The organism is Chryseobacterium sp. SORGH_AS_0447, from assembly GCF_030818695.1.
In the GTDB taxonomy this organism is placed as follows: domain Bacteria; phylum Bacteroidota; class Bacteroidia; order Flavobacteriales; family Weeksellaceae; genus Chryseobacterium.
This window is the reverse complement of sequence record NZ_JAUTAR010000001.1, coordinates 1726451-1741575: the sequence shown is the minus strand read 5'-3', so window position 1 is coordinate 1741575 and position 15125 is coordinate 1726451. Positions and strand designations below refer to the sequence as shown.

12 protein-coding genes are annotated in these 15125 nt (G+C 40.8%); 10 read left to right on the top strand and 2 right to left on the bottom strand.

Annotated features, from left to right (window positions below):
* The first annotated feature begins 30 nt into the window (after window positions 1-30).
* A complete protein-coding gene (gene porV / locus QE422_RS08230) occupies window positions 31-1194 on the top strand; it encodes a type IX secretion system outer membrane channel protein PorV (protein ID WP_307456622.1) in 1164 nt (387 codons plus the stop codon).
* 1038 nt (window positions 1195-2232) lie between these two features.
* Window positions 2233-4263: an FUSC family membrane protein gene (locus QE422_RS08225; protein ID WP_307456621.1), complete on the top strand. Its 2031-nt coding sequence runs from the start codon at window positions 2233-2235 to the stop codon at window positions 4261-4263.
* Here QE422_RS08225 and QE422_RS08220 read toward each other — a convergent pair.
* Window positions 4244-4858, bottom strand: a complete 615-nt coding sequence (locus QE422_RS08220) for a 4'-phosphopantetheinyl transferase superfamily protein (RefSeq protein ID WP_307456618.1) — start codon at window positions 4856-4858, stop codon at window positions 4244-4246. The genes QE422_RS08225 and QE422_RS08220 overlap by 20 nt on opposite strands.
* 212 nt (window positions 4859-5070) lie before the next feature.
* On the opposite strand from QE422_RS08220, the gene ahcY reads away from it, so the two are divergent.
* The 3 genes from ahcY to QE422_RS08205 all read left to right on the top strand — a co-directional run bounded on the left by ahcY (window position 5071) and on the right by QE422_RS08205 (window position 9127).
* Window positions 5071-6384, top strand: coding sequence for an adenosylhomocysteinase (gene ahcY / locus QE422_RS08215; RefSeq protein WP_307456615.1), 1314 nt, complete (start codon window positions 5071-5073; stop codon window positions 6382-6384).
* Between the two features lie 526 nt (window positions 6385-6910).
* Entirely contained in the window at window positions 6911-7303 is a 393-nt protein-coding gene (yiaA, locus tag QE422_RS08210) for an inner membrane protein YiaA (protein WP_072952793.1), read from the top strand.
* A 150-nt stretch (window positions 7304-7453) separates the two neighbouring features.
* Window positions 7454-9127 (top strand): BspA family leucine-rich repeat surface protein, encoded by a 1674-nt coding sequence (locus tag QE422_RS08205; protein WP_307456609.1) that lies wholly within the window; start codon window positions 7454-7456, stop codon window positions 9125-9127.
* 59 nt (window positions 9128-9186) lie between these two features.
* Here QE422_RS08205 and purE read toward each other — a convergent pair whose 3' ends face one another.
* Window positions 9187-9690 carry a 5-(carboxyamino)imidazole ribonucleotide mutase gene (gene purE, locus QE422_RS08200; RefSeq protein WP_307456607.1) on the bottom strand — a complete coding sequence of 168 codons (504 nt, stop codon included), beginning with the start codon at window positions 9688-9690 and terminating at the stop codon, window positions 9187-9189.
* Window positions 9691-9818: 128 nt separating this feature from the next.
* Between purE and QE422_RS08195 the strand changes: the two genes are divergently transcribed.
* From QE422_RS08195 to QE422_RS08175, 5 genes are all read left to right on the top strand, one after another.
* Window positions 9819-10640 carry a DMT family transporter gene (locus QE422_RS08195; RefSeq protein ID WP_373463349.1) on the top strand — a complete coding sequence of 274 codons (822 nt, stop codon included), beginning with the start codon at window positions 9819-9821 and terminating at the stop codon, window positions 10638-10640.
* 194 nt (window positions 10641-10834) lie between these two features.
* Window positions 10835-11401 (top strand): hypothetical protein, encoded by a 567-nt coding sequence (locus QE422_RS08190; protein ID WP_307456604.1) that lies wholly within the window; start codon window positions 10835-10837, stop codon window positions 11399-11401.
* 7 nt (window positions 11402-11408) lie between these two features.
* Window positions 11409-13532 carry a cation:proton antiporter gene (locus tag QE422_RS08185; protein ID WP_307456601.1) on the top strand — a complete coding sequence of 708 codons (2124 nt, stop codon included), beginning with the start codon at window positions 11409-11411 and terminating at the stop codon, window positions 13530-13532.
* Between the two features lie 249 nt (window positions 13533-13781).
* Window positions 13782-14021, top strand: a complete 240-nt coding sequence (locus QE422_RS08180; RefSeq protein ID WP_307456600.1) for a hypothetical protein — start codon at window positions 13782-13784, stop codon at window positions 14019-14021.
* A 462-nt stretch (window positions 14022-14483) separates the two neighbouring features.
* The gene (locus QE422_RS08175; RefSeq protein WP_307456597.1) at window positions 14484-15071 is read left to right on the top strand and encodes a hypothetical protein; all 588 of its coding nucleotides are present in this window, start codon (window positions 14484-14486) and stop codon (window positions 15069-15071) included.
* Window positions 15072-15125: the final 54 nt, after the last annotated feature.

Here is a 15125-nt window from a genome sequence, read left to right as displayed (position 1 = left end):
AAAAAACTGATAATATATAAAAGACAACATATGAATTTAACTACTAAACTGCTTTTAGGAATTGGGTTAGGTGCCGGTTTTTTAGGCTACTCTCAGGATTTAAGCCTTGTAAGACCTGTACTAACCGGAGCTCCTTTCTTAAGAATCGCACCGGATGCAAGAGCTGGGGGTATGGGAGACCAGGGGGTGGTAACCTCGCCGGATGCTTTTTCACAATTCTGGAATGCTGCGAAATATCCTTTTAGCAGAACAAGTTCTTCCGTAGGGATTAACTATACACCGTATATGGGGAAACTTACCAATGATGTGTTTTTATTATACGGAGCTTTCCATAAATTCTTAGGCCAGGAAGAAAGATCTACCATCTCTGCAAGTATCTATTACTTTAATATGGGGGAAGTGGACTTAACGCAGTTAGTAGGAAATGAAGTAACTTCCATGGGTACCTCAAAGCCAAATGAATTCTCCATCGATGTTGCTTACGGTCTGAAATTATCCGATTCGTACTCGATGGCGGTTACCGGTAGATTCATCCGTTCCGACTTAGCCGGAGGATTCAACACCGATACTACCCTGAAGCCGGCCAATAGCTTTGCAGTAGATGTTTCCGGATATTATACTTCTCCGAAATTTTCGGCTTTAGGAGGTATGGATGGGAAAATCAACGGAGGTTTTGCAATTCAGAACTTGGGTCCTAAATTAGATTATACAGGAAACGAAGAATCCAGATCTTATCTTCCGACGATGGCAAGATTAGGGGTTGGATACGATATGTACCTTGATGATATGAACCGCGTAGGATTAAGCGTAGAAGGTTCTAAAATCCTGGTTCCGGGTTCGGAATATGTAGGAATCGACCCTAATACAAGACAGCCGATCTATCAGGTACCGAACGTAGGTGTCATGTCTGGAATCGGAAAATCGTTCAAAAACGAAAAATCCATTATGTACAGCGGTGCGTTGGAATATTCTTACGACAATGCGTTTTCTGTAAGAGGCGGTTATTTCCACGAAAGCGAAGAGCAGGGAGCAAGACAGTTTGCGACAGCAGGTATCGGCTTAAAATACCGTTCTTTCGGATTGGATATTTCTTACCTGATCAATATGTCAAAAATCAATACAGCTTTGGATAACACCCTTCGCTTCGGGCTTACCTGGAACATCGGTGACGATACATCCAACGTAGATTACTAAAAATACAACTTTAAGTTGATAACAAAACAGGCTGCCTCATGTGAGACAGCCTGTTTTGTTTGAGGCAATGGTCAATTTCTTCTGGCGAATGGTCAATCCGCTATGCTTGTCAATAGTCAATCTGCTTCGCTCGTCAATTTTTTCAGATGGACTAAGATTTACGGAAAATCAAAAGAACAGCATCTAAACCCTTAACCGAAAATTCCATTCCTCCGGAGGGGTGGCGAAAATTATGAAATAATTTTTGACGGGGTGGTTTACAACAGCATGGCTTTAAAGGTGAATGGCCAATCCGCTGCGCTGGTCAATTTTCAATATAATTAAAATTCACCATTCACTCGCAGAGCGAAATTCACCCTTCCCCATTCAATTTTTAGGAGCTTAATCCGGCTCTCCGCTACTACTCCTCGCGCCAACGCAATCCTTGCGCTCCGCCGCCAAACCCATTCACTCCCAAACTTTCCAGCCCCCACTCCGGGGTAACCACTGCGATCCGGGCTAGGGCAGCAGCCACATGTTCAACAAAAAAGATAAAACTTCCAACTTCCCGCTTCCAATTGATCATCCTTTTTATCTAGCGAAGACAGATTCATCCTACCACTCTTTTCGAAAACAATCAAACCCTCTTACGCCCAAACCCTCAAACCGGGATCATGGTTTAAAATTTGATAATGATTTCTCAGTCCGGTACCTGTATATTTAAATTAAGACATCAGATGCCTGCAGGAGAAAATTCACTATTTATAAATCAATAATTCACATGTAACCCTTATTTTTGCAGCATGAACTACTCCGCGGAACTCAAAAAGTTTGTAACCAGCCAATATGTATATTCTGCCATCAGGATTACACTGGCCACTGTTCTGCCGTGCGTCGTTCTTGCCCACTTCGGAATCCTGAAAGAGTATTTTCTTTTCCCCGCTCGGAACCAGCTTTGTCGCTCTTACCGATCAGCCGGGGCCTTTCATCCGGAGAAGAAACGCGCTGACGTTTGCGATTGTCTGCTTTGTCTTTGTCGCCCTGATTGCCAGCTTGGTGATGCACATCAAAATTCTCGTTTTTGCCGAGATCATTATTTTCGGGATGTTCTTTTCACTGATCGGCGTTTACGGTCAGCGGCTGGCTGCCGTCGGCTCTTTATCGCTGGTAGTTCTTGCGATCTTTATCGACGGGCATCTTACGGGAACCAATATCCTAAAAAGCCTGCTGATCTTTGCTTCCGGCTGCACCTGGTTTTTACTGATCTTTTTAATCGTTACTACTATTCAGCCTTATAAGCTGGCCAGCCAAATGATCGGTGAAAATTATCTACAGCTCGCGGAATTTCTGAAAATAAAAGCAAATTATTACCAGAAAAACCCGGACTTCAACAAACTGACGACCCAGGTAATCGCCAAGCAGATCGAAATCAAAAATTTACAGGAAGAAACACGTGAAACGGTTTTCAAAACCCGTGTCATCGTTAATGAATCTACTACAACCAGCCGCCTGCTCATGCTGATGCTGCTGAATTCCATGGACCTTCACGAAAAGCTGATGACTTCCGAAAGTGATTACGAAAAGCTTCAAAAGAGTTTCGGCGATACCACCGTTCTGGTAAACATCCACGATTACCTGAACCTGCTGGCGGAAGAAATTACCAACATCGGCATCTCGCTTCAGATCGGAACCCGGGCAAAACCGATGTTTGATCTTAATGCAGAGCTACAGACCCTGAATCATAACTATTTTGATTTCAGGAACAAAAATATTTCGCCGGATAATTTTGAGAATTTTATGGTCCTGCGGCAGATCCTGATGCGCATTAATGAAATCACCAAAGAAATTGATGAGATCTACAAGGTATTCTCACAAAACGTAAAGCTTGCCAAAAGTCTTTCGACAGGTCTGGACCTGAGAAAGTTTATGCCGAATGAAGAAAAGCTGAATTTTAAAGTTTTAAAAAACAACATATCCCTTTCATCGTCTCATTTCCGCCATGCGCTGAGAATTACCATTGCTTTACTGTTGGGTTATTTATTTTCGCTGTTCCAGTTTATCGGGATCGGTCATACCTACTGGATCCTCATTACTACCGTTGCGATCCTGAAGCCCGCCTACTCCATTACCAAACAGCGGAACCTGCTGCGTCTTTACGGCACAATTGCGGGAGCCGTGATTGCCTATGGGATTCTGCATTATATCCGCATTAATGAAATCCTGTTCACCATGCTTCTTCTAAGCATGATTATGTGTTTCAGCTTTTTAAAAGGAAGGTATTTCTGGGCGGTCCTGTTCATGACGATTTATGTATTTGTAAGCTTTAATTTCCTCAGTCCCGGAAATGTCGATATTATTTTCAGGGACAGGATTGTAGATACCATTATTGCCGCTATCATTACTTCGCTGGTTGCCTATGTTGTACTGCCGGTTTGGGAACACACCCAGAATCTGGATTTAATGAAAAAATCGGCAGAGGCCAACCTCATCTATTTCCAAAGCGTGATCTCAAAATTTATCGGTGAAGGTTTTAATGTTGAAGATTATAAGGTAAAACGGAAAAACGCGATTATTTCCCTGGCCAACCTTTCCGATAACTTCCAGCGGATGATTTCCGATCCTAAAAACCAGCAGAAAAAACTGGAGGTCGTACATCAGTTTGTGGCGACCTCGCATCTGATCACTGCTTATACCGCTTCCCTCTCGCAATACGTAAAGGACAATGAAAAATATCCTGAGATCGATGCGGAAGGCTGGAGCCGGAAAATTGAAGCGGAAATGCAGAAAGTCTCCAATCTTCTGAACGGCGAAAAAATCACGGATACCCTGAATATGGAAAGCCGTATCGAACCCGAAGATTCGTCGCTGGACGACCTCATCCTTAAAAGAAAAGCTGAGCTTACCGAGAATGAATCGTACGATCTCCGGGATCCCGATAAAATCTCAAGGCTTACCGAGCTTAAAAATATTCATGATGTGCTGGAACTGATCTTTGATGTCGCCAAAGAACAACGCAAGGTTATTGAAACCTACAAAAACGAATCCCACGAAAAGCAGGAACCGGTACAACCTATTCCTCAACAATCGTAAAGCAGTAATCGTCGAAAAATTCGACCCTTGCTTTTAATTCATCTGAAATCTGATCATCGTAAACCCTGCATTTGATCTGGTGAAGATGCTTCAGTTCAAACGGCTTTACTTCGTAATGCTTTTTCAGCGACCAGTGCTTGGAATGATGGATTTTGTACATGCTTTCCTTTACACTCCAGATGATCGTATAAAATGTGACTTCATTATCAAAAGGAATAAATCCCCGCTCCTCTTCGTAGGTAAACTTATCGATAACCCTTAAAATTTTAGGATTGAATTTTTCAATATCGATCCCGATTTTGTTTTTTGAAATGGCAATTGCCGCAAACGGAAAAGAATGGGTAATCGAAATTTCCGCATCTTTCGGAGATAAAAACGGCTCTCTTTCCTTATATAAAATCTTGGAATTGGGCTTTAAGCCTTTTAATAATTTACGCACCATCAAAACCTCCTGGAGTTTCTTCGGATGGTAATCTTTTACTTTATCGGCATTTTCAGGTTCCAATAGCTTATGAATATCCAGTTCTTCAGATTCATCGTACTTCCATACAAGAATAGTGGCATTATCATCGGAAAAATCGCGGTAAAGAGGCATGGGTTTGGATTTATCCGACAAAAATAGTGAAAAATTTCCGGCAGGCGCCTCACAGTTTTATTAGGAATTAATTTGATCTTAAGGATCTGCTTTTTACAATTCCTGTTATAAATCAGTTTAGCTAATTCAAAGCATATCAATGTTTTTTTATCTTAATTATTAGTTGTAATTTTGCAGCTTATTATCGTTGAATTTAAATTTATTCATTACATATGAGTACGACAACACAATACATTCCTTATAAAGTTAAGGATATCGCCCTTGCAGAATGGGGAAGAAAAGAAATTACCCTTGCAGAAGCTGAAATGCCGGGCTTGATGGCTATCCGTGAAGAATACGGACCGTCTCAGCCGTTGAAAGGTGCAAGAATCGCAGGATGTCTTCACATGACAATCCAGACTGCTGTACTTATCGAAACATTGGTGGCTTTAGGTGCTGAAGTTACCTGGTCTTCTTGTAATATTTTCTCTACCCAGGATCACGCTGCTGCTGCTATTGCTGCTGCAGGAATTCCTGTTTATGCATGGAAAGGTCTTAACGAAGAGGAATTCGACTGGTGTATCGAGCAGACTTTATTCTTCGGGGAAGACAGAAAGCCATTGAACATGATCCTTGATGACGGTGGTGATTTAACCAATATGGTTTTCGATAAATACCCTGAATTAACAAAAGATATCAAAGGACTTTCTGAAGAAACCACAACCGGAGTACACCGACTATACGAAAGAATGAAGAACGGAACTTTGGTAATGCCTGCTATCAACGTTAACGATTCGGTAACCAAGTCTAAATTCGACAACAAATACGGATGTAAAGAATCTGCCGTAGATGCGGTAAGAAGAGCAACTGACGTCATGCTTGCCGGAAAAAGAGTGGTTGTTTGCGGATACGGAGACGTAGGTAAAGGAACAGCGGCCTCTTTCAGAGGAGCAGGTTCTATCGTTACGGTAACTGAAATCGACCCGATCTGTGCACTTCAGGCAGCGATGGACGGTTATGAAGTGAAAAGATTGGATACCGTAGTGGATAACGCGGATATCATCATCACAACTACCGGTAACTTCAACATCGTAAGAGGAGAACATTTCCTTAAAATGAAAGACAAAGCGATTGTATGTAACATCGGACACTTCGATAACGAAATCGATATGGCCTGGTTAAACGGAAACTACGGTTCTACAAAATCTGAGGTAAAACCGCAGGTTGATATCTATACCATCGAAGGAAAAGAAGTGATCATCCTTGCAGAAGGTAGATTGGTAAACCTAGGATGTGCGACAGGCCACCCGTCTTTCGTAATGTCCAATTCTTTCTCTAACCAGACTCTGGCTCAGATCGAACTTTGGAATAATTCTGAAGCATACGGAAATGAAGTATACATGCTTCCTAAGCATCTTGATGAAAAAGTAGCTGCCCTTCACCTTAAGAAATTAAGCGTAGAACTGGAAACCCTTTCTCAGGAACAAGCCGATTATATCGGAGTAAATGTAGAAGGTCCGTTCAAACCTGAATATTACAGATACTAAGCTTCTAGCAAAAATAAAGGCTCCCCATTGATTGGGGAGTTTTTTTATTGGGGCAATTCTGCCGGAGCAGGTGAATGGTGAATTTTGCTTCGCAAGTGAATGGTCAATTTTATACCAATGCAAATTGACGAGCGAAGCGATTGACTATTCACCATTCACCTTTTAAACCATGCTGTTGTCAACCACCCCGTCAAAAATTCAAAGAATTTTTGTCACCCCTCCAGAGGAGTGGAATTTTTCGGTAAAGGATTTAGCAGTTGTCCTTTTGATTCAATTTATCATTGACTTTTACATCCCTCACAAATTGATAAGCGAAGATGATTGACTATTGACGGTACAAAGTGAATCGTGAATTTTGCTACGCAAGTGAATTGTGAATCTTCTATCAATACAAAATTGACAAGCGAAGCGAATTGACCATTCACTATTGACCACACCCTTCCACACAATAAAATGCAAAAATTCCAGTTGGTGTTCATATTTAATTTAAATTAATATCTTTGGCATCTTAACAAAAACATTAAACATGAAAAAGCAAAATGTATCAACCGCGTTTGTCGCGGCATCATGGATCGCTTTAGGAGCCGGAATGATCGGCTTTATTGTAGGACTGGCAAGAGCTGAAATGCAGCTTAATGAGAAAGGATATTACTTTACCATCCTGCTGTACGGGCTTTTTGCAGTAGTATCTTTACAGAAAGCCGTAAGAGACCGGCTGGAAAACATCAAAGTAACGGATATCTATTACGGGATCTGCTGGTTTGCCACTCTTTCTTCTATTGTACTATTGGCAATCGGGCTGTGGAATGCCACCATTCTTCCCAGTGAAAAAGGATTCTACGGATTTGCCTTTTTACTGGCGCTTTTCGGGGCCATCGCGGTACAGAAAAACACCCGGGACAATATGCTTCAGGAATAAAAAACGAAACTCTCCGCTTTGGAGAGTTTTTTATTAATATATTTCCCTAATTAATTATTTAAATTAATATTTTCCATCTAAAATTATAAAATAATTAATAATTTTAAATATTTCATTACTTTTGTGAAACTTAAATCACAAAATATTGATATGTTTAAAAAACTAATAACGCTGCTTTTATTTATTGTATTTATTCAAATTACAAAAGCCCAAAACGAATTCATCACCACCTGGAAACCTGGTAATATTCAGAATCCTGTTCTTAACTACCCTCCTTTTCCTTCATCGGATACCCAGGTCTGGGCGCCCTTTCAGGGCACGAATTATACCATCCAATGGGAAGAAGTGGGGTATCCTGCTCATCAGGCAACCCTCACCGGAGTAACTTCAGTATACCAGGTTTTACTGGATTTCGGGACACCTCTCAATCCCAATCCCGCCGATGCCACTTATACTGTAAAGGTAAGCAACGGAAACGGCAATTTTCATAGGATCCATTTTAGAGATATTGTTACGTTACCATTTACTTCATATCTTACTGGGGACAGTTCAAAAATCATTGCAATCAATCAATGGGGCAATATCAAATGGTCATCCATGCAGTATGCATTTACAGCCTGTCATACTTTAGACCTGCTTGCCACGGATATTCCGGACCTATCGGAGGTAACCGACATGTCTTATATGTTTATGAACTGTCCTTCTTTGCTCGGAAACCCGACAATTAATACCTGGGATACTTCCAATGTAACAAATTTCACCGCACTTTTCAACGGATGCACTATTTTCAACCAGCCTGTCGGAAACTGGCAAACCGGCAATGTAACGAGCATGGCTGTTATGTTCCTGATGGCCCATAATTTTAACCAGCCGATCGGAAACTGGAATACTTCCAAAGTAACGGAAATGACCGCAATGTTCCACAACGCAAAAGTTTTTAATCAACCGATCGGAAACTGGAATGTCTCCAATGTAACGGATATGGAATTTATGTTTTGTGACGCTAAGGTTTTCAATCAGCCCATCGGAAACTGGAATACTGCTAAAGTAGCAGAAATGAATAATATGTTTTTAAATGCAAAGGCTTTTAACCAGGATATCTCAAATTGGAATACTTCCGAAGTGGTTCGTATGAACAGCATGTTTTCCGGTGCGGAACAATTTAATCAGAACCTGGGCGGCTGGAATACTTCCAAAGTAGTCCGGATGGACTATATGTTTATGAATGCGAAGGTTTTTAATCAAGACATCGGCGGCTGGAATACGTCGAACGTTATTGCAATGCAGGGAATGTTTTCCAATGCCTTTCAATTCAACCAGAATTTGGGCAATTGGAATTTAGGCAGTCTGACCAATGCAAGTGGCATGTTAGGAAATTCGGGGCTGAACTGCCAGAATTACGACCGAACCTTGGTAGGCTGGAGCCAGAATTCTGCTACCCCCAACAATATTTTCCTGTCATCTGTAGCACCACTAGTCTATGCCCATCCTGCAGCAGTAAATGCAAGGAACTATCTGATTACTTCTAAAAACTGGAACATCGCCGGCGACATTTATGATAAAGAATGCCAATCTGTTTTAGGAGTTTCGGACGTAAAGGCTGAGGACAACACCGGCATCTATCCGAACCCTGCCACCGATTTTATCTTTGTGAGGAACAGCGAGGCAAAAAAGTTTGTGATCTTCAACCCGAGCGGAAGGACGGTTTCAAGAGGGATGCTAAATGACAGTAAAGTCGATATCCGCAATCTGGTTTCAGGGAACTATATCCTTAGTCTAATTTCCGATAAAAATATCCAAAATTTTAAATTCATCAAAAAATAAAAAATAACCGGGGATCACGAATTTCGTGAGCCCCGGTTTCTATCATTCAATTAAAAAAATTACTGATCAAAATGGTTGGGATGTTTTGCTTTGATATCATCTACCGTTCCCAAAACCTTATCTTTTAACGCATCCTGATATTTCTGAAGGTTTTCAGCTACCTGCTCATCGGAAGTGGCAATAATCTTTGCTGCTAAAATCCCTGCATTTAAAGCACCGTTTAAGGCTACGGTAGCCACCGGAATGCCACCCGGCATCTGTAGAATAGAAAGTACGGAATCCCATCCGTCTATGGAGTTGCTTGATAAAATCGGAACACCGATCACCGGTAATGTGGTACAGCTGGCCACCATTCCCGGAAGGTGAGCGGCACCGCCTGCGCCGGCCACAATTACTTTCAGGCCTCTTTCTTTAGCCGTTTTCGCGTAATCGAACATTCTTTCAGGAGTCCGGTGCGCTGAAACCACCGTCAGCTCATACGGAATATCCAGTGATTTTAAAAAGTTGGCCGCCTGTTCCATGATCGGCAAGTCGCTCTGACTTCCCATTATAATTCCTACCATTCTTCAATTTATTAGATGCCCAAAGATAAAAAATTAATAAGGTTCTTCCAAAAAGGCGTAAAACTTGTTCTGTTATCCTGAAATCCGGGTACTGTAAACCCACTGAATATTTTTTAATTTAAATATTTTTGCAAAATACCATTGTTTTGAAAGATTACAAGCTTACCCTCGCCGTCCTTACCGTTGCCATTGTGTGGGGAACCACATTCCTGTCGATCCGGGTCGCCGTAGAAACGATCCCGGCGTGGTTTGTTGCAGGAATCAGGCAGTTCCTGGCCGCTGTTATCATGATGATGATTCTTTTATACCGCAGACAGTTTAAGTGGATTGGCTGGAAAAACCTGAGCTATCAGCTTGTTTTCGCCTCACTGATGCTGATCATCGCTAACGGATTGACTACCGTCGCGGAAGAAACCATTACCAGCAGCCTTACTTCGCTGATCAGTGCCACCTCTCCTATTATCGTATTTCTAGGAAGTGTTGCATTGAGCCTGCAAAAGTTTACCCTCAAGGCATTCATCGGGGTTATGCTGTGCTTCAGCGGGATTACCTTTATCTTTTGGGACGGGATCCGGGATCTGGCCAATCCGGAATACCGCTTCGGCATTTTCCTCTTATTCTGTGGAATTCTGGGCTGGGCTTCGGGAACTATTTTCACAAAAAAAATGAATATCCAAAGCAGCAATATTTCACTGAACCTTTTTTATCAGTTTGCTTTTGCCGGAATTATCCAGATCATATTTGCCTTTATGTTTACGGAAGATTATAATTTTGAAAACTGGTCTCTGAAAAGTGTTTCCGCAATGCTTTACTTAGCCCTGTTTGGTTCGGTAGCGGCATTTTTTGCGTATCATTATGCATTAACGAAAGTTTCTCCGGTACAGGTTTCTATTCTGGCCTACATCAATACCATTATCTCTATCTCTTTTGAGCTGGCTGATCCTGAATGAAGAAATCTCTGCTAAATTTATTATTGCGGCGGTACTGATTATTCTCGGTGTTTTCATCATCAATTACAACAGACAAATGTTTAAAAAACAGAAAATTTAATCCTACGAAGGTTTTATTTACAAGCCTTTTATAAAGTGGAAAGTTTTAATTTCTGCACATTTTTTCTTATCTTGTGTAAACCAAGCTATTCAATATGAAAAAAAACACACTATTTGCTTTACTTGCCATTGTATTCTTTTTAATAAGCTGCGACAACAGAAAAAAGGAAAATGATCTTACAGCGAGAGAACAGCAGTTGCTGGAAAAAGAAAAGGCATTTGCCCAGAAAGAATCCGAATACCAGTCATTATTAAAAATGCGGGACAGTATTTTTGCCAAGAAAGATTCTGTAACCATTAACGTCTGGCCCGCACAGATCGCCGGATCCTGGACGGGAAAAGTAATCTGTACGGAATCCAACTGCAGCGATTATGTAGTGGGCGACCAGCGTACTGATACGTGGGAATTCGACAGCGATTCGATCCAGCTGGTAACCAAGATTATCAACAACAACAATCTGGTAAGACTCTATTCCGGAAAATTTGAAAATAACGAAGTAAAACTTCAATTTAAAACCGATTCTACTTCGAAAAAAAAGGTAGAAATGAATGTGCTGCTTAATGATTTTTCCGCCAATAAAATGAGAGGCACGAGAACCATTACCGCCGATAACAACTGTATGGCAAAATTCTCTGTAGAATTAGTCCGTTCCACCAAATAAGCAAACAATGAACTTACTGAGCATACACAACCTGAGTCTTCCGATTGAAGACCCGGTGTTGAAATTCCTATTGGTTTTAATCATCATCCTTGCCGCACCGCTGCTTTTAAACAAGATAAAGGTTCCGCATCTGCTGGGTCTTATCATTGCCGGTGCCGTAATCGGTCCAAACGGCTTTAATGTCTTGGCCCGGGACAGCAGCATCGTGGTTACCGGAACTACCGGGCTGCTTTACATCATGTTCCTGGCAGGGCTGGAGATCGATATGGGCGATTTCAAAAAAAATAAGTGGAAGAGCCTGACTTTCGGAATCTATACGTTTACGGTTCCTTTTGTCTTAGGTTATTTCGGAGCGTATTATATTCTACATTTCTCCGTCCTTACTTCGATTCTTTTTGCCAGTCTCTTTTCATCGCATACCCTGATTGCCTATCCTTTGGTCAGCAAATTGGGAATCGCTAAAAATCCCGCCGTGAATATTACGGTCGGAGGAACCATGATTACGGATATCCTCGCGCTTTTGGTCCTCGCTGTGATTGTAGGAATGTCGCAGGGAGAGGTGGGTACCGAATTCTGGGTAAAACTTTCGGTTTCATTCGTCATATTTGGGCTTATCGTCTTGGTGGTATTCCCGATTATCGGCCGCTGGTTTTTCAAAAAAGTGAATGATAAAATTTCGCAGTATATTTTCGTACTGGTGATGATCTACCTGGCGGCTTTACTGGCAGAGCTCGCCGGAGTGGAAGCCATCATCGGGGCCTTCTTTGCCGGACTGGCACTGAACAGGCTGATCCCGCATACCTCATCGCTGATGAACCGCGTAGAATTCGTAGGAAATGCCATATTCATCCCTTTTTTCCTGATCAGTGTCGGAATGCTGATTGATTTTAAAGTATTTTTTAAAAGTTGGGAAACGCTGGAAGTAGCAGGCATCATGCTCGTAGCTTCTATCGGTGGGAAATATCTTTCGGCAGTGGCTACACAGAAAACCTTCCGGCTGTCGAAGGAAGAAGGCAAGCTTATTTTCGGATTAAGTTCTGCTTCTGCTGCGGCTACGCTGGCCTCGGTGATGGTCGGCTATAACATTATCCTTTCCGAAACCGAAACCGGAGAACCGATCAGGCTCTTAAACGAACACGTTCTGAACGGAAGTATCTTGCTGATCCTTATTTCGTGTACGATTTCCTCTTTCGTATCAATGGCCAGTGCCCAGAAAATTGCAGAACAGGATAATGAAGATACGGTTTCCGGCAACAGCCATGAGGAAGAGAATATTCTTTTGGCTCTCAACTATGAAACAACCGTAGAACGGATGGTCAATCTGGGGATATTGATCAAAGCCCACTCCAACACGGAACATCTGTATGCCTTAAATATCATTAATGAAGATAAAAACGAATCGTCGGTAAAGAATGCTGAAAAGCTGCTTCACACGGCCACCGATACGGCCGCTGCCGCCGATGTGAAAATCCAGTCGCTGAAAAGGTACGACAATGATGTGATCAACGGAGTAAGCAACGTGATTAAGGAACAGAAAATTACAGACCTGATCATTGCTGTTAATGATGACAAGGGCTTCTCCCCTTCTTTTGTCTACAACCTTTACAACGGATATTTACAGAATGAAGATGTGAATGTACTGGTCTATCATGCCGCCCAGCCTTTATCGACCGTAAAAAAATACGCGGTGATGATTCCGGAAAATGCCCATCTGGAAGCCGGATTTTTCCATGCCCTGCTGAGGGTCTGGAATATTGCAAGGAATTCCGGTGCCACCCTGGTGTTTTATGCTTCGGAAAAGATCCTGGATATCCTTCAGAGAATTATCAAGAAAGCAAATATCGAAGCTGAATTTATTATCATGAATTCCTGGAAAGACGGTGAAAAAACAGCCGCTCAACTGAAAGAGGATGAAGCCCTGATCATTTTTATGGCCAAAAGGGGAATGTCTTCTTATATCCCGCAGATGCGCCTGATCCCCGAACTGCTGAACAGAAACCTGGGCAACAACAACTACCTGTTGATTTTCCCTTTCTCGGAGCTTGACGAAAACAACCCCGAAAAACGTTCTGTCGGAAATCACGGTGATTTTATGGAGATTGGGAATGTGATTAAGAAGATTTTCAAATAAATGTTATCATTTAAATAAAATAATAATTATATTTCCCTTATAAACTAATATCATAAATGAAACCGAGAGAATAGATGAAGATCTAAGACAGTATAAATTATTTAAGATTCAAAGAGCAAATGCGCACAGTCAGAAATTCAGAGAGTTAAAGAAGGATTTGCAGCCATTCAGAAACATGAAGTTCTAAATTACATTATTGCTTTTTCAAACATTATTATTGCTGCATTTTTAATTATTACCATTTTCAGATTGACAACTGAAAAAAACTATTTTGAAGAAAACAGGGAACTAGTTTTTACTAATGTTGCATTGGTATTTCTTTTTTCTCTTTTTCTTACTTACAAATTCTGGGATTTTAATACCAAGCTAAAGAACTACAGGAAAATAGCCGGGGATGCTGAAAACCATTTTGAAAAAGAAAGCGAAATTCTGAAAAGTGTTTACGAAAGTTATGTTAATAATTACTTGGATAACCGTAAGAAAAGATAAAGCTATCTTATATCATATGAATTAAAGTCGAATAATGAAAAAAGCAGCCATACTTATAGATTCATTTTTTGCATTGATTATAATCTCAATAACAGTTTACTAGAACTTGCCGATCGAAATTACGAGAAAATTAGATATAGAATCCGGAAATAAAATCATCTGGAGTATTGAAAGCTTTCAAAAAAGTATGGAAGACTTCCCGAAAGAACAGATTATAAAACACTTGAGAAATTAGGACTTTCTTTTAAAGACTCAAAAATTTATCTTAATTACGCGACGGATCATAAGGGGAGCTTTGAACTTACTTACATCGAAGGTTTTGACGGTCCTTATCTTTTATGGAACTCTACAGACCGGAAATGGAAGGTTGGTTTTCCTAAAATCCATGAGTAAAAAGATTAGACACTTTATTGTAACATTCAATTTGAGTATATTTGCAGCTAAAAATCAATAGCCATTTTAATGAAAAATTTTTTCGCCATTATTTCGCTGCTTTTTATATGCTCATGCACGAACGATGATCAATCTGTACAGGAACAGAAATGTTATATTACAAAATTTAACAAAACGACTATAAAACATACCGGCCAACAATTTTACCTGTCCGAATATGTTTATGATGGTAACCGGATTACTAAAAAACTGGATTATAAACTGATTGATAACAGTACCTCCGGCCAGCAATATCCAACTTATGTGATTCAACCGGATAAAACAACCGAAGTTCAGTATAATACTTCATTGCAACCTATAAAAATCATTGAACCGATAAATATATCTACTAATATTCAATCTGTTGACAATCTTGTCTATGACAGCCAAGGGAGATTATCGGAAAAAAACAGGGTTTCTACCAACTTTACCGACGGCAGTAGCGATACAAGAAACTTCAAATATTCTTATAATTCCAACAATAAAATAATATTGATTGAAGAAAAAACCACCGACAGCTTCGGAGATGTTTACGGAGAAACTACGAAAACGCTTACCTATGATTCGGATGGAAATTTAAGACTGATTGAACAAATCGCAACATCGAGTCCTAATTAACGTGAGTTCGACGTAAGAAACAAGAAAAAACAATATAAAACAGCGGAAAATTTA